General features: G+C 69.3%; 11 protein-coding genes. 2 read left to right on the top strand and 9 right to left on the bottom strand.

From position 1 onward, the window contains the following. Positions 1–13 precede the first annotated feature (13 nt). Positions 14–1,324 carry a radical SAM protein gene (locus AB0877_RS23160; protein ID WP_366611385.1) on the top strand — a complete coding sequence of 437 codons (1,311 nt, stop codon included), beginning with the start codon at positions 14–16 and terminating at the stop codon, positions 1,322–1,324. 136 nt (positions 1,325–1,460) lie between these two features. Here the strand turns inward: AB0877_RS23160 and AB0877_RS23155 are convergent, their stop codons facing one another. Further along, positions 1,461–3,008, bottom strand: a complete 1,548-nt coding sequence (locus tag AB0877_RS23155) for a pectate lyase (protein ID WP_366611383.1) — start codon at positions 3,006–3,008, stop codon at positions 1,461–1,463. 484 nt (positions 3,009–3,492) lie between these two features. On the opposite strand from AB0877_RS23155, the gene AB0877_RS23150 reads away from it, so the two are divergent. Continuing rightward, positions 3,493–4,806, top strand: a complete 1,314-nt coding sequence (locus AB0877_RS23150; protein ID WP_366611381.1) for a hypothetical protein — start codon at positions 3,493–3,495, stop codon at positions 4,804–4,806. A gap of 61 nt (positions 4,807–4,867) precedes the next feature. On the opposite strand, the gene AB0877_RS23145 is transcribed toward AB0877_RS23150, so the two are convergent. The 8 genes from AB0877_RS23145 to AB0877_RS23110 form a co-directional block, all read right to left on the bottom strand. Beyond that, positions 4,868–5,935 (bottom strand): hypothetical protein, encoded by a 1,068-nt coding sequence (locus AB0877_RS23145; RefSeq protein WP_366611379.1) that lies wholly within the window; start codon positions 5,933–5,935, stop codon positions 4,868–4,870. A gap of 59 nt (positions 5,936–5,994) precedes the next feature. Next, the gene (locus AB0877_RS23140) at positions 5,995–6,627 is read right to left on the bottom strand and encodes a hypothetical protein (RefSeq protein WP_366611378.1); all 633 of its coding nucleotides are present in this window, start codon (positions 6,625–6,627) and stop codon (positions 5,995–5,997) included. Positions 6,628–6,654: 27 nt separating this feature from the next. Beyond that, on the bottom strand, positions 6,655–9,075 hold the full coding sequence (locus tag AB0877_RS23135; protein WP_366611376.1) for a family 43 glycosylhydrolase: 2,421 nt from the start codon (positions 9,073–9,075) through the stop codon (positions 6,655–6,657). 202 nt (positions 9,076–9,277) lie between these two features. Further along, entirely contained in the window at positions 9,278–11,752 is a 2,475-nt protein-coding gene (locus AB0877_RS23130; RefSeq protein ID WP_366611374.1) for a glycoside hydrolase 43 family protein, read from the bottom strand. 294 nt (positions 11,753–12,046) lie between these two features. Continuing rightward, positions 12,047–13,201, bottom strand: a complete 1,155-nt coding sequence (locus tag AB0877_RS23125; RefSeq protein ID WP_366611372.1) for a serine hydrolase domain-containing protein — start codon at positions 13,199–13,201, stop codon at positions 12,047–12,049. A 3-nt stretch (positions 13,202–13,204) separates the two neighbouring features. Beyond that, positions 13,205–14,029 carry a carbohydrate ABC transporter permease gene (locus AB0877_RS23120; RefSeq protein WP_366611371.1) on the bottom strand — a complete coding sequence of 275 codons (825 nt, stop codon included), beginning with the start codon at positions 14,027–14,029 and terminating at the stop codon, positions 13,205–13,207. Then, positions 14,026–14,979, bottom strand: a complete 954-nt coding sequence (locus AB0877_RS23115) for a sugar ABC transporter permease (protein ID WP_366611369.1) — start codon at positions 14,977–14,979, stop codon at positions 14,026–14,028. Before AB0877_RS23115 ends, AB0877_RS23120 begins: the two co-directional genes overlap by 4 nt. Beyond that, complete coding sequence (locus tag AB0877_RS23110; protein WP_366611368.1) at positions 14,976–16,331, bottom strand: extracellular solute-binding protein; 1,356 nt, start codon at positions 16,329–16,331, stop codon at positions 14,976–14,978. Before AB0877_RS23110 ends, AB0877_RS23115 begins: the two co-directional genes overlap by 4 nt. Between the last annotated feature and the right edge of the window lie 307 nt (positions 16,332–16,638).

The following is a 16,638-nucleotide window of genomic DNA, read 5'->3' as shown; positions in this document are numbered from 1 at the left end:
CGGGAGGAACCGCATGACGTCGCGCACCGACCTCGTCGAAGATCTGATGAGCCGTTTCCCACACGTGCCGCGGGAGGCGGTCCTCAAGGAGGACCTGCTGCGGGGCGGGCTCGCCTTCGACGACGCGGCACTGACCGACAACGAGCACGGCGACGTGAAGCCGAAGTCGTACTTCATCTTCTCCTTCGATCACCGGACGTTGCCCGAGTTGGGGACGGCGGCGCTGCGCCGGCCACCGGAGGAGATCGTGCTCACCGGGGGTCCGTACGAGTTGCGTCGTACCGTCGTGTCGGTCCGCACCAACCCCAGCTCGCCGTACCGCGTCGGCACCGACAGCGACGGTCGACTGCGCCTGTTCCTGGACGGACGGCCGATCGCCGATGTCGGGCTGCCCCCCATGCCGGCGTACTACCGTCACACGCTCGGCAACGGCAAGTCGGTGATGGAGGTCGCCCCGACGATCCAGTGGGGCTATCTCATCTATCTGACCGCGTTCCGGGTCTGCCAGTACTTCGGCGCGAAGGAGGAGTGCCAGTACTGCGACATCAACCACAACTGGCGGCAGCACAAGCAGGCCGGCCGGCCCTACACCGGGGTCAAGCCCGTCGACGAGGTCCTCGAAGCCCTGGAGATCATCAACCGACATGACGTCGATCGCGCGTCGCAGGCGTACACGCTGACCGGTGGCAGCATCACCTCGCAGGTCAACGGGCTGGCCGAGGCCGACTTCTACGGCCAGTACGCGCAGGCGATCGAGGAGCGGTTTCCGGGACGGTGGATCGGCAAGGTGGTGGCCCAGGCGCTCCCCCGAGCCGATGTGCAGCGGTTCCACGACTACGGGATCCGCATCTACCACCCCAACTACGAGGTGTGGGACAAGCGGCTGTTCGAGTTGTACTGCCCGGGCAAGGAGCGGTACGTCGGTCGGGAGGAGTGGCACCGGCGCATCCTCGACTCGGCCGAGGTGTTCGGCCCCCGCAACGTGATCCCGAACTTCGTCGCGGGCGTCGAGATGGCCGCCCCGCACGGCTTCACCAGCGTCGACGAGGCGATCGCCTCCACCACCGAGGGGCTCGACTACTTCATGTCCCGGGGGATCACGCCCCGCTTCACCACCTGGTGCCCGGAGCCCACCACACCGCTGGGCCGGACGAACCCGCAGGGCGCGCCGCTGGAATACCACGTCCGCCTGCTGGAGGCCTACCGGGCGACGATGGACGCCCACGGTCTGTCCAGCCCGCCGGGGTACGGCCCGGCCGGGCCCGGGCGAGCGGTCTTCTCGGTCAGCTCCTTCATGGACACTCTGCCGAACACGGATTCGTGAGGGCGCGCGGGGCCGCCTCGCCGATTGTCGATCCGCCGAGGAGCGGTACACCGCAGAGGCGCGTCCACACCTCTGCGGTGTACCGCTCGGAACCGCTTCCGCCCCCGACGAAGGCGACCGCCCTGATGAACAAGCCCTAGCTGGCGTACGTCTCGAACTCGCCGACCCGTGGCGTACCGCTGGAGCTGTTGATCTTGAAGTTGACCTTGCTCATCGCGGTGGCCGGGAAGGTGATCGCACCCGCCCCACTGCCGGACGCCAGGACGGCTCCGTTGTCGTTGTTGATCAGCTGCCAGGACCCGATGGAGCCCTGGGTGCCGGACGGCTCGCGGATCACCACCCGGGACACCCGGGTCGCGGAGCCCCACTTGATCGAGATCGTGCCGGTCGAGCCGGCCGGCGACCACCAGGTGCCCAGGTTGCCGTCACGCACGTTGCCGTAGCTGGTTCCGCTGGCCTTGCTGGAGCCGTCGGCGCCGGCGCCCAGGCTGAGGTTGGTCCCGCCGGTGGGCGGCGGCGTCGTGGGCGGCGGCGTGGTGGGCGGCGTGGTCGGCGGGGGCGTGGTCGGCGGCGGAGTCTGCGGCGAGCAACTGCCGTCGGACACCCTCAGGCCCGTGTTGGCCCCGACCGTCTGACGGACGATGTCCGGCACACAACTCGCTCCGTCGAGGCGGTACGAATACGGGATGCCGACCGTGGTGGTGGAGGTCGGGTTGGGGCCGGCGGGGTAGTTGTCGCTGCCCGCGCTGGACCAGGTCACGTTGTCGAAGACGTTGCCGGCGACCTGCCAGTAGCCGCGCTCGCTGGTGTAGAAGGTGCCCAGGACGTCCTTGGAGTCGCGGAAGTAGTTGTTCTCCACCTTGGCCCTGGCCCCCGCCCGGGAGTTGATCCCGGACTCGTTCAGGCTCACGTAGTGGTTGTTGTAGATGTGGGCGACCCCGCCACGCAGCAGCGGCGTGCGGGAGTCGATGTTCTCGTAGAGGTTGTGGTGGTACGTGATGAAGCCGTTGGACAGGTCGCTCTCACTGGACCCGACGAGGCCGCCCCGACCGGAGTTGCGCAGGACGCTGTAGGACAGCGTCACGTACTGGGTGTTGTCCTTCATGTCGAAGAGGCCGTCGTACCCCTCGGACTCCCCGCCCGAGGCTTCCAGGGTGACGTGATCGACCCAGACGTTGCGGACCGTGCTCTCCATGCCGATGGCGTCCCCGCCGTTGGAGGTGGGCGAGCCCGACTTCTTGACGTTCCGCACCGTCACGTTCTGGATGATGATGTTGCTGGAGTCGCGGATGTGGATGCCGAGCTGGTCGAAGACGGCGCTGCCGACCCCGATGATGGTGACGTTGCTGATCTGCTTGAGCTCGATCACGCCCGCCGCGGTGTTGCAGCTCGACCCCGACACCTTGCTGGTGTTGCCGTGATTGATGGTCCCGCTCACCTCGATGGTGATCGGGGTGCTGCTGCTGGGCCGACCACACAGGGCCGCGTGGATCGCCGTTCCCGTGGTGGCCCGCACCGTCTGCCCACCCGCGCCGCCGGTGGTACCGCCGTTCTGGGTGGCGTAGCCGGTGGCGCTGCCAACCGCCGCCGAGGCCTGCGGGGTCGGGAGGGCCACCCCGACCGCGGTCACCACGGCCACCGCGGCCAGCACCGCCTGACGTCGCAACACGACTGGTCGTCTCATGTCTTCACCTTCGCAATCGTCTCGTTCCAGGCTTCGACTCGACGGACATCGCGACCGCACCTGCCAACAGGCAAGATTCAAGAATTGACGGCAGTCAATCGCATTGATTTCATCGAATCGCTCGCGCCCTGGTGGAAGCGGGGTCGCGCCGTGCAAGCGGAGTGCGCCCGGTGCCGTCGCTCACACGACTGTCAAATGAAACATCGATGTAACGCAATCGTAGGAAAGCGGTTTCCGGGAACGCAATAGCTGACGCTTGCAGGTTTGTTGCAGTGCTCACGGGAGCGGTCGACCGCGCAGTCAGAGCGGTCCCGGCCGTCGGCGGCCCGGTTTCAGGCTCGTAGCGCCCTCGGTATTGACACCGCCGGGCCCGCGATCGATGCTCTGCTAAATCAGTTTAGCGACCGACTTCTCCGACCCGTCCCACTCCCGTTCCCCCGGCCGGACCGCCGACTGAGCGCACCACCTTCGAGAGAGGACCCCCATGAGACTGCGAAAAGGACTGATCCCGCTCGCCGCCACCCTCGTCCTGGCCGGCGCCTCCGGCACGGCGTACGGCAGCGCGAGCGGCAGCCCGGGCAGCACTGACGGAATCCGCAGCATCACCCCGATCACCACCGTCTACACCTACGGCCAGAAGGTCTCCGCGGTGGCGATCGAGTACCCGGCCACTGTCAACCCGCGCACCCTCGACCCCACCACGTTCTCGGTCACCGACACCATCTACAACTTCCGGTTCAATCCCATCGAGGACCTGCCGAAGCTCGCCGAACGGACCGTCACCCACACCTACACCAACGCAACACCGGGCACCCGCGCCGACCACCGATCGGCGCCGGGACGGTACGTCATCGTCGAACTCGACCCCGCCGACACCGGCGGCTCGACGGTCGTCGTCTCCAAGTGCCCGACCTTCCTCTGCACTGTCAAGGTCAACCCCGAGCTGCCGACCCGGGTCGTGCAACGCAAGGACGTGCACGGCCAGCCCGGCCGCGGGGCCGGCAAGGGCCCGGTGCTCGCCCGGGGCACCCCGCGCGAATCCCGTCCCGTCACCGAGAAGCCGGTCAACCAACTGGTCGACGAGTTCACCTACGGCTCGTTCCTGAGTGGCGGAATGGTGCTGCCGTACCACTACCACCTGCCGAAGAACTACCAGCCGGGCCGCACATACCCACTGATGGTCGTCCTGCCCGGTCACGGCATGGGCTGGGACGGTGACAACCTCGGCGTCCAACTCGCCGCCGACATCCCGGCGACCGCGTGGCTCCAACCGCGGTGGACCGGCACCGCCGAGGACGTCATCGTCCTGGCGCCCCAGCACCAGCGCGTCGGTGGGGTCGCCGAGGCCGACCTGCTGGTCAAGCTGCTCGACCAGTTCGTCGGTCAGTTCGCGGTGGACACCCGTCGGGTGTACGCGACCACTGTGTCGTACGGCTCGCAGTTGCTCTGGGAGGCGTTCGCCAAGCGTCCCGACCTGTTCGCCGGAGGACTGGTGACCGGTGGTTTCCCGGTCAACGCCACCCAGGCGAGCGCCATCGCGGCGGCCGAGGTGCCGGTGTGGATCACGCACGGCGAGCACGACCACCTGCTCAACGTCTCAGGCGCGCGTAACTCGACCGCCCTGCTGCGGCAGGCGTACGCCGCCCGGGGCAGGACGCCCGAGCAGACCGCCGACCTGGTGCGCTACACCGAGTACGCCGACGCCGCGTTCTCGGTGCCGGACTACCACGCGGCGTTCGGGCCGACCTACGAGGACGCCAGCATCCTGCGCTGGCTGCTGGGCCGGTCCAAGCCCTGAGGCCGGGGCCGGGCGACGTCCTCGCCGCGATCCGGCAGCACGACTCCCTCGCGCCGACGGCTCACCGGCGGGCGTCGCCCGCGCCGGGCTCGGCGGCAGCGGGCGCACCCCCGACGAGCACCGACTGCCGGCCCTCCTGCCTCGCGCGGGCCAGCAGCCCGGCCAGCCGACGCCGCCGCTGCCGAGCCGCCGCCCGCAGCCCCAGGAACAGGCCGGCGAGCAGACCCAACAGGGCGAGCTGCGCCCACGGCACCACCCAGGTGGTGACGGTGGCGGAGGCCGGTCGGAGGTCTGCCCCACCCTGGCCGTCGCCGAGCAGCGCCGGCGACGTGCTGACGGTGGTGCGCAGGCGCCCCAGGGCCCAGACGCCGCCGGCCCGGGTCTGCATCGTTCGCGCGCCGCCAGGCAGCAACTCCTCGACCGCGCTGGTGGCGTCGTGGGTGCTCCGGCCCAGAAGGTCGGACATCGCCACCCGACTCGTCCCGCCGACCCAGACGTTGCCGTCGTTCTCGACGGTGTAGCGGACCCGCACCGTGCCACCGGCGAAGGGGTTCCACGACGGGGAGTACGTCGCATCGAGGCCCCGGACAGCCAGGGCGGCCCGCCCGGTGCCGTTGACGCGCAGCATCACCCGGAAGCCGACGCGGCTCTCGACGTTGACGGTGCCCCCGGTGCTGGTGACCGTCGCGGCGATGCCGGCCGGGTGGTCGCCAGGTGTGGCACCCTGAGGCACCGTGATCGTGAACGGCACCACCCGTGTCTCGTTGGGGCCGACGGTGACCTTCTCCTGCACGTCGATCCAGGTGCCACCGTCGACGGAGGGCCGGTCGGACGACAGCATGTTGAAGCGGCCCTTGTCGGTGAGGTAGCCGTCGGCGGCCTTCAGGGAGAAGGCGACGGCGGTGCGGCTGAAGTTTCGTACCGCCAGGTGTTCGGTGACCGCCTGCCCCGGGTCCAGACTGGCGTTGATCCATCGGCGTTGGTCCGGCCCGCTCGCGGTGGCGGGTTGGACCGTCCAGGTCAGGGCCTTCGGGTCCGGTTCCGCCGCCGCCGCGCTCGGCGAGACCGAAACGGCGAGGGACGCGACGGCGAGGACGACGAGCGCGCGGCGCAACGGGGTGACGGTCATGAGACGGCCCTTCGGCACGGGGTTGGGCGGGGGCCCGGTCCGGGCCCCCGCCCAGGCCACTACTCGAACAGTGAGAGCGTGAGCGTCGAGCTGTACTCGCCGGCGGCGACCTCCGCGGGGGTCCGCAGGTACAGGTCGGCGTTCACCGAGTACGAGTCGTTGGCGACAGCCCCGGAGTCGAAGGCCGAGACCAACAGCTCCTGGTCGACGAGGCCGACATTGTTGCCCGGCTGGGTCGGCTCGTCCAGGCTGGTCACCACCTCCTCGCCCTCGGTGACCAGGCCGGTCTCGCCGCCGTCGAGCAGGCGCGGCTTCCAACCGAGATGGTCGGCGGTGATCGGTGCCTGGCCGGCGCTGCCCGCGAAGTCGGTCGCGCTGCCGAGCACCGCCCAGTTGGCGCCGTCGGGCACCTCGTCGGCGACCCGGGTGTCGGTGACCGTCACCGTCGGCAACGTGCCGACGAACTGGCGGACCAGCAGGGTCGAGCCGTCCTCGGACAGCGCGACGGCGTCGCCGGCGATCGACAGGGCGAGCACGCCCGGTTCCCTGATCTCGTCGATGTCGACAGTGACCCGCACGCTCGCGTCGTCACCGGGCTCGGCCAGTGCGGGCGACGGCAGCACCGCCGCCCCGGTCAGCACGGCGACGACGACGCCGGCCGCGAGCGTCTGCCGCCGTTTGTCTGTGTTCATGTGTTCTCCGTTCTCCGCCATCAGGGGTCATCCGCCGCAGGTGCCGGCGGGGTGTTGCACGGTGCGGACGGTCGTCACGTCGTGTCCGCCGATCGCCCCGGTCACCCGGACCGTGGCCGAACCCGCCGACAGCGACACGGCACGGCTGTTGAAGGACTGGTAGGCGTTCGCGCCTGGCGCGACGGCCACGAACGACCGCTCGCCGTACGGCGTCTCCAGGGTGATCCCCACCGGGGCGTCGTGGTCGTTGCGCGCCTGCACCGCCACGTACGCCTTGCCGCCCACACACCGCGTGGACGCGCTGAGCGTGACGGGCAGGTCGAGGGTGTCCGCCGCGAAGGACCAGTTGTCGATCTCGAAGAGGTCCGCGCCGGCCGAGCCGGTGTAGGTGAGGTAGACGTCGTGCACGCCACTGACGCCGTCGAGCGTGGCGGTCACCTCGGCCCACTGTCCGGCCGGGCTGTCCACCGCGACAGTGCCGACGACGGGCCCGTTGACGTCGTCCAGCCGGACCTGGATCTGCCCGCCGGTGGCGAGCGCACGCACCCGCGCCGTCAGGCTCCGCGCGCCGTCGTCACCGAAGTCCACCGAGGACAACGCCGTCCAGTCGCCGTTGTCGATGTCGCGGACGACCAGGTTGGGTGCCGCACCACCGAACTGGGCGGAGCTGCCGTCGACCTTCGTGGTGGCGACGCCCTTGCTCCATCCGAAGGTCTCGGCCTCGAAGACGCGGTACGGGTCGAAGTCGCGAACCTGCTCCACCCCGGCGTAGGTGCCGACGACCTGCTGGATGGTGCCGTCCGGGTTGAAGGTCAGTTCCTGGATGTGCGGGCTGCGGTACCCCTGGGTGGTGTTGCCGTTGATGCGCTTGTTCAGCGTCGGCGCGTGGTAGGTGAAGTAGTACCTGCCACCGAACTCGAACACCGACTGGTGGTTGTTGCCACCGGTGCCGGCCCCGAAGAACTGCGACTGGTTCGGGAAGAGCACGCCGGCGTAGGTCTCCTTCGGCCACGACATCGGGCCGTCGGAGATCATGTAGCCGATCTGGCCGCCCCCCGGGTAACCGGGAAGCGGCTGCTGGTTGCCGCCGAAGTCGTTCCCGCCGAAGTGCGAGGAGTACGAGAAGTAGTAACGGCCCTGGCGCTTGAAGACGTGGCCCGCCTCGAAGGCGACCGGGGCGTCGACCACCGCCGCCGTGCCCTCGGTCGACACCATGTCGTCGCCGAGTTCGATCGACCGGATGTTCTTCGGGTTGTTGAAGCGCTCGGCCGGCGGCATGCTCGTCGACGCGGGACCACCACCGAAGTAGAGGTACGGCTGGCCGTCGTCGTCGACGAACGGGGCCGGGTCGAACTTCCACGCGACGGCCTCGGCGCCGGGGGTACGGCCGTCGATCAGCGTGCTGGTGCGCTCGCTGGTCCACGGGCCGAGCGGCGACGCACCCGTGATCACGTTGCTGGAGCCACCGCCGTTGGCGTAGTAGAGGAAGAACTTCTCCACCCCGTTCACCACCTTCTTGGTGATGCCCGGAGCCCACGAGTTGGCGGTGAACGGGGCCACCCCGTTGGGGCCGGCGACCTGGATCTCACCGTGGTCCGTCCAGTTCACGAGGTCCGCCGAGGAGATCACCGTGAGCTGGTTGATGTCGCCGTAGTTGATCCCCGGGGAGACGCCGGTGGTCGGGTTCGGGGCGTAGCCCTGGGTGTCGTTGGTCATGTACATGTAGACCCGGCCGTCGTGCACGAGGCCGAAACCGTCAGCCCCGAACTTGTGCCCGATCAACGGGTTGTGCTCCCCGGGCAGCTTGCCGACGACCTCGATGGTCTTCGACGCGGGCGCGGGCGGCGCGGCGCCTGTCACCGACACGTCGTCGAGCGTGAAGTCCATCAGGTGCAGCGCCGGGTCGGTGGACGGCGTGCTCGTCCAGGGGGTCTCGAAGAACAGGCGCGCCGTCGACACGCTCTGCGTCGTCGGGATCGTGAAGGTTCCGGTGAACTGCGCCCACTGTCCCTTCGTCGCCGTCACGCTGACGAGGTTGGTGTAGGTGCCACCGCCGTAGTGCATGGTGGCGAAGAACTGCTTCGTCGCCGGCCCGCTCTCGTTCTCGTACCTGATGCGGGCCGTCAGGGTGTAGGCCTGACCGGCCTGCACCTTGCCGCTGAGGTCCTGCATCGGGCCCGACCCGGTGGTCGCCCTGCTGGTGACGAGCGCGGCGTTCGCGCCGGAGTAGGCGTTCGACGTGGCCGACAACTGGGCCCCGTCGGAGGCGTTTCCGTTGTTGACGAACCAGTCGGTCAGGCCGTCCTCGAACCCGCCGTTGACGACGAGGTTCGTGTCGGCGGCCTGGACCGGCCCCGCCGGGGCGACGAACCCCGTGGTCAGCATCAGGCCGACCGCCGCGAGCGCCGCGACCCGTCCTCGGGTCGCCCGTCGCATTCGTTGTTCCACGAGACATCCTCCTTCATCTCTGACGTGCGGTCATCGGTGTACGGGGGATCGGTGGGTGCGCTGTCGTGAGTGGTCCGGACATCAGGGGCCGACCGCCGCCACCGGGTGCGACAGCGGCCGAGGCGCGGTACCCGTCCGCTGTTCCGCGCCGCCCGGCCGAACGCCGGTGGTCCTGGTCGGTGAGCCGAGGCTCGTGGTGGGGTTATCCGCCGCAGGCGCTGGCGGGGTGCTCGACGGCGTGGGGGGTGATCACGTCCCGGCCGGCGACCGCACCGGTGGCCCGGACCGTCGCCGAGCCGGCCGGCGTCGACGACGCGCGGGTGTTGAACGACTGGTAGACGCTCGCGCCGGGTGCGACGGCGGTGAACGACCGGTTTCCGTACGGGGTCTCCACCGTGATCTCGACCGGCTCGTCCGAGTCGTTGCGCGCCTGCACCGCCAGGTACGCCCTGCCGTTGAGGCAGCGCACCTGGGCGGTGGCCGTCACGGGCAGCGCCGCCAGCACCCCGAGCCGGGCCAGTTGGTAGCTGAGTGCCCGCTCCGGTGCGTCGATCTGGTTCTGGGTGCCGAACTGTCCGGCCCGTGCCGACGTCGCCACCGTGAGCGCGGACTGCGCAGCCGCCCAGGCGTCGGCCGGGTAGTGGCGCGGGTCGAGCGTCCGCCCGTGGGCGATGGCCGCGTCCAGGGCGGTGGTGTCCAGTGGCCGGGCCTGCGCGGTCAGGACGTCGCTGAGCAGGTAGTCGTCGAAGTCGACGTGGCCGCCGGTCTGCTGGGTCGCGTAGGTGAACAGGCCCACCCGGTGACCCATGAAGTGGGCGAGGCTGCCGTCGAGCGCCTGCGGGCCCACGCGGTTACCCAGCCGCGTCCACTGGATCCCGTCCAGGCTGTAGTAGAACGTCGTCCACAGTTGGCCGACCGGTGCGGAGAAGTCGAGGTCCGCCTTCACGTGCACCTCGGTCGCGTCGCCCAGCGACACCGTCGTGCCGGCGATGAAGGTCTCCAGCGTCGACTGGTCGAGGTCGACCGCGAACGGCTGCGACCGGTTGACCACACCGAGGGTGTTGACGTTCCCGACGCGCTTGACGGCGACGTACGAGAATCCGCGGTTGTAGGCGGCCAGACCGGCGACGTCGCCGTTGCGCATTCCGGAGATGTCCATCCGGGTCTGGACCGACTGTCGTGGCCCGAACGTCCGCTGCGAGAGCGTGTTGCGTGCCTCCTCGAACCACGCCAGCTCGGCCCGGTTGGACAGCTTGGTGTAGACGTACTGGCCGGTCACCACCGTGCCGGTCGTCAGCCGCAGCCAGCCGTCGCGGTCGGTGAGTGACCAGTGCCGGTTGTCCGGGGCGTGGTTCCACTCCCAGGCCAGGTCCAGCCGCGACCCGTTGGGGGCGATCTCCGCCGGGTCGAGCGGCGCGGGGACCGTCCACTGCTCGTCCTGGTATGCCCGGTGCGGCGCGTCGTTGGCGAAGTCGTCCGAGGCGACGACGCTCTTTTGCCGTTCGAACAGTTCCTCGGCCGGGCTCAGTCTGATCGGCTTGTCGAACAGTCCGTTGACCGGCACGACCCCGCCTGTGCCGAAGGTCGGCCACCCGTCCTGCCAGGTGGCGGGGATGAGCGCCGGGATCCGGCCGATCGGGAACGTGTCGCGGAAGAACATGCCGTGCCAGTCGGTCCGGCCGCCCGGGCGGCTGATCGGCACCAGGCTGCCCTGGGCGAAGCCGTTGGAGTTGAGCACTCCGCGCGCCTCGTAGGTGTTGACCCCGCCGACCGAGGTGTAGCGCCCGAGCAGGTCCTTCGACCGGAACATCACCACCTGGCGTCCCTGCCCCGAGGGCCAGGTGATGATGACGGCGTAGTACCAGCCGTCGATGTGGTAGACCTGCGCGCCCTCGAACAACCCGCCGATGAACGGCTGACCGGCGTAGTTGTTGGCGGTGAAGATGTTCGGGTAGTCCTGCGCGACGGCGGTCAGGTCGGCGTTGAGGCGTACGGCGCTGGTGCCGCCGGAGCCGTAGAAGATGTAGGGCGTGCCGTCGACGTCGAAGAAGAGCGACGGGTCGTGCAGGCCACGGCCGAGGGCGGTGCGCTGCCACGGGCCGTTCTCGATGTCGTCGGTGCGGTACAGGTACGCCCCGCCGAGGTTGTTGGTGTTGAAGACGGCGTAGAACGTGCCGTCGTGGTAGCGCAGCGACGACGCCCACTGGCCCTGGCCGTACGAGTTCTGGCCGTTGCGCAGTGAGAAGGAGTCGCCGATGCTCGCCCGGTCGAAGACGTAGTTGACGATTTCCCAGTTGACGAGGTCGTACGACTTCATGATCGGCGCGCCCGGGCTCAGGTGCATGGTCGTGCTGATCATGTAGTACAGGTCACGGCCCTCGTCGTTCTCGGCGGCCGGCACCCGCTCGACGCTGATGTCCGGCACGTCGGCGTTGAGCAGCGGCACCGAGTAGGTGCCTACGCCGGTGTCGGTGGAGGTGTACGACGATCGGGGCGACCATCCGGCGGCGGCGTGCGCGGTGGCGGGGGCGGCGCGAACGGCCACCATGCCGGCAGCGACGAGAACGGCCACCGATGCGAGCGCGCACAGCGGACGAAGGCGGCTGGCGGCCACTGTGAAGGCCGCTCGGGCGAGCGCGTGCGTGGCATGGCGAGCGGGGGCGTTCAGACTGTTCACAGCGGATTCGCGGGCGATGTTCAGGACGCGCGAGCGGACCGACCGGGCCAAGGCGAGCTCCAAACGCGAGAGCGGCGTGAAGGCCATCGTGTTATCGCTAACAAGCCCTGTCAAGACTATCGATGAAACGCATCCGAAGTATGCCCGTAACACTGCGTAGATCCACAGTGGACCAATCGCCGACACCCGCCCTGTCCTCGGTGATCATGGAGTTGCTGCCGCCGCCCACGACGGGTCGGGGCAGCAACTCCATGATCGACCGAGGCGACCCTCCCGGTGGGGGGACCCGGAGGGTCAGGCCTGGAGGCAGGTTCGGAGGGCGGCGGTGAGCAGATTGGCGCGCTCGTCGCCCATCCCGCGCATCTGGTTGACCACGTAGCCGAAGCCCACCTGATGCTCGGCGTCGGCGAAGGCGAGGTTGCCGCCCGCGCCGTCGTGGCCGAAACTGCGCTCACCCAGCAGGGGTCGGGCCGGTGGCGAGTGCAGCAGGAAGCCGGTGCCCCAGCGCTGCCCGCTGTCCGGCGGGCCGTGCCGCTGCTGACCACGCGAGCGAACCACTACCGCGTCGTCCACCGACGCCGCCGTGAGCAGCGGCCCCCCCTCCCGTTCCGACACACAGGCGGCGTAGAGGCGCGCGAGACCCTCGGCGGTGCTCACCGCGCCCGCGCCGGGAACACCGGCGGCCCGGATGGCGTCGTCGTTGAAGCTGACCAGGCCGTCGGCGTCGGCGGGGAAGGCGAAGGCGCCCCCCATGGTGATGCCCCGTTCGGCGACCGGGTCCACGAACGGGTCAGGGTCCGGGGGCGGTGCCAGGCCCCAGGCGACGCTGTCGCTCTCCGCGGCCGGAAGCCCCAGCCAGGTACGCAGGCCCAGCGGACCCGCGACGGTGTCGGCGAAGAACGCGCCGGGTAGTTGGCCGGTGATGCGGTGGATCACCTCTCCGATCAGCCAGCCGTAGGTCATCGAGTGGTACCCGTGCGCCGTGCCCGGCTCCCACAGCGGGGCCTGCGCCTCGATCGCCTTGATCACCGGATCCCACGCCAGCACCTCGTCGAGGGTCAGCGGTCGGTCCACCGCGGGCAGACCTGCCTGGTGCGTCAGCAGCCAGCGCACCGGGATGTCCGCCTTGCCGTGCTGTCCGAACTCCGGCCAGTAGCGCGTCACGGGAGCGTCGAGGTCGAGCCGGCCCTGCTGGGCGAGCAGGTAGGCGCAGATCGCCAGGATCCCCTTGGTGCAGGAGAAGACGACGACCGGCGTGTGCGCGTCCCAGGGCCGCCCGGTACGGGTGTCGGCGACCCCGCCGTACAGGTCGACGACCTTGCGTCCGCGCACGTAGACGGTTACCGCGGCGCCGACCTCTCCCCGGGAGGTGAAGTTGTCGCGGAAGACGTCGGCGACGCGCCCGAAGCGATCGTCGACGTCGCCGTGGATCTGTGGCTGTGTGACCACTGCCTACCCCTTCACTGACCCTTGGATCAGGGCCTTGATGAACTGTCGCTGGAAGATCAGGAACACGATGAGGGTCGGGGTGAGGATCAGCAGCGACCCGGCGCACAGCAGCACCAGGTCGGTGCCCCACTGGCCCTGGAACGCTCCGAGCGCCCCGGCCATGGTGCGTTTCGTCGCGTCGTCCACGAGGACGATGGCCAGCAGGAACTGGTTCCACGTCCAGAGGAACATCAGGATGGTCAGCGAGGCGATCGCCGGCCGGGCGAGCGGCACCTGGACCCGCCAGAACAACTGCCAGGTGCTGCTGCCGTCCACCCGGGCCGCCTCGGACAACTCGACCGGCACATTGGTGAAGTGTGCCCGCATCCAGAACACCGCGAACGGCATGTAGAGCCCGATCAGCGGCAGGATGATGGCCCAGCGGGTGTTGAGCAGGCCGAGGTCCTGCATCTGGTAGTAGAGCGGCGTGACCACGGCCTCGAACGGCAGGGTCAGACCCAGCAGGAAGAGACCGAAGACGAGCCGGCCACCCGGGACGCGCAGCTGACCGAGACCGAAGCCGGCCAGGGTCGCGATGAGCACCGACACCGGTACGACGCCGGCCACGATGAGCAGGCTGGAGCGGAGCAGGGCGCCCATGTTCGCGGCGGTGAAGGCGTCGGCGAAGTTGCCCCACTGCGGGTCGGACGGCCACTCGAGCCCGTTGGGCACGGTGCCCCGGGGCTGCAACGCCGCCGAGAGCATGCTCACGAACGGCAGCAGGGTGACGACGATCAGGGCGATCAGGAAGACCCGGCCGGTCACCTGTTCGCGTCGACTCAGGTTCACTGCTTGTCCCCTCGGCTCAGGCGCTGAATCGGCAGCACGCACGCCAGCACGAGCAGCATGAGTACGACGGCGAGCGCCGAGGCGAGCCCCACCTGCCGCTGCGAGAAGGCCAGCCGGTAGATCTCCAGGCCCGGCACCGTGGTCTGGAGGCCGGGGCCGCCGCTGGTGGAGATGTAAACGATGTCGAAGCTCGCGAGCGCCGCGATGATCGTCACGGTGAGGCAGACGCCGATCTCCTGACGCAGGCTGGGCAGGGTCACGGCGAGGAACTCGCGGACCGGACCGGCGCCGTCGAGGCGGGCGGCCTCGTACAGCGCCGGGTCGATCTTGCTCATGCCGGTGACCAGCAGGATCGTGCAGAGGCCGAGCAGGACCCAGGCCCCGATGACGCCGACGGCCGGCAGCGCCGTGTCGAAGTCGCCGAGCCAGGCGCGGGCGACGCCACCCAGCCCGACCGCGCGTAGCGCCTGGTTGACCAGACCGTTCGACGAGAGCAGCCAGCTCCACGCGATGCCCGCCGCCACCAGGGGGATGACCTGCGGCAGGAACAGGATGGTCCGGACGACGGTACCGAAGACGCCGGTGGTGATCCGGCGGACCATGCTCGCCACCAACAGCCCCAGCGCGACGGGGATGAAGCTGAAGAAGACGATCAGCACGATCGCGTTGCCGATGATTTTCAGCAGGTCGCTGTCGGTGAACACGGTGAGGTAGTTGTCCAGGCCCACCCAGCGGGCCACCCCGATGCCGTTCCAGTCGTAGAGCGAGTACTGGAGCGTCAGGACGAGCGGGCGCAGGACGAACACCGCGTACATCACCAGGGCGGGCAGGACGTACAACCAGCCGGTCCCGGCCGCGCGGGCCCACCGGAATCGGTGGGCCCGCGTGGGGGTGGGGCGGGTGCGACGATCGTCGCGCCCGGTTGGTGCGCTGCCGAGGGCAGACATCATCGGGACAGTTCCTTCTGGTACTCGGCCTGGACCGCCTTCACGTACCCCTCGGGCGTCTGCTGGCCGGCGATCAGCTTCTGCATCTCCGGCGTGATCGCGGCGGCGAAGATGCCGCCGGTCGCGTTCGCGGTGAAGTCCACAGCGCCGTTCTCGGCACCGAGCTGCTGGGACGCCTTCAGGGTCTCGGCCAGCACGGTGTTCTCCGCGGCGCTCGGCACCGGCAGGTCGCTCGGGCCGCCAGGGCTGGAGCCGCCGACGGTCACCGAGATCTCGCGGGCCTTGGCGTTGGTGTGCACCCAGTTCAGGAAGTACGCGGCGGCGTCCGGGTTCTTGGCCTTGGCGGAGACACCGAAGGTGTTGGGGGCGGACATCGCCACGTGCTTTCCACCGGCGGACTCGGTGGGGAAGAGGAAGAAGCCCACGTTGCCGGGCATCGACTTGTCGAGGTTGGCCGACTCCCAGTCGCCGTTGAACATGAACAGGCCGTTGCCCTTCTGGAACTCCCCCACCATGCCCGCGTAGTCCAGGGCGTTGGCGTCCTTGGGGAAGTAGCCGGCCTGGGCCCACTTCTGGATGGCCTGGGTGGCCTTCAGGGCAGCCGGGGTGTCGAAGGTGGCCCCCGGCTTCTGGAAGATCCAGTCGGCGACCTGGGTCGGGTCGCCGAACTGGTTCTGCAGCGCCTGGTGCGGGAAGTTGATGCCCGCGGTGTTCTTGTTGAACTGCATGATCGGCTGGACTCCGCCGGTCTTCGCCTTGGCCAGCAGTTCCTCGAACTCGGCAACGGTGGCCGGCGGCTGGGTCATGCCGATCTGGGTGGCCAGCTTCTTGTTGTAGAAGACGCCGGTGACGCTGTAGCCGAGTCCCATCCCGTACAGCGAGCCGGTGCCCCGGGTGTTCTCGCCGACGCGCAGCTGCATGAGCTGCGAGGCGGGGAACGTGTCCCAGCCGTACGCGGTGAAGTACGGGTCGAGGTTCTTGAGCAGGTCGTCCTTGACCAGGTCGACCATGGTCGGCAGCCGGATGATGTCGGGCGAGTTGTCCGACGCCATGACCCGCGGCGCGTTCTCCACGATCACCGTGAACTGGTCCTCGCGGATGTTGAACGTGACGTTCGAGTGCTGCTTGGAGAACTCGTCGGCCAACGCCTTGGCCAGCGGGAAGCCGGTCTCCGCGTACATCTCCAGGGTGATCGGGTCGGTGCCCAGCTCGGTCTTGACGGCGGCGTCGGACTTCTGGCTCGACGACCGGTCCTCCCCCGGCGCGCTGCAGGCAGTCGCGGTCATCCCGACGGCCAGCAACGACGCGAGGAGCACAGTCCTCCGTCGCGGAAACTTTGTCAGCAATTCTGCCATGTCATGACTCCTTGACATCTCCACGCGTCCCGCGACCCATGGCCGCGCGACGGCTCCACCGGGACCACCGCGAACCGGCGGAGGCCACGACACGTCGGTCGTGGCCTCTCGCGCGGGCGCGGCACCCGTACCGTCAGCACAAAAAGGAACCGGCGCGGCCACCGCAGGCGCCTCTGGATGCACCGGAAGTGGTCGCTAAACTGATTTAGCAGAGCATGCGCGCGGCACGGGGAGCTGTCAAGGACAACTTGGCAACGGTGCGGAAACGTTGGGTTCACACCACACCCGACGTGACCGGCGCTCGATC

Source organism: Micromonospora sp. NPDC047644, assembly GCF_040704315.1.
Taxonomy (GTDB): Bacteria; Actinomycetota; Actinomycetes; order Mycobacteriales; family Micromonosporaceae; genus Micromonospora.
The sequence above is the reverse complement of the archived record's forward strand: the minus strand, read 5'-3'. Positions and strand labels throughout refer to the sequence as shown.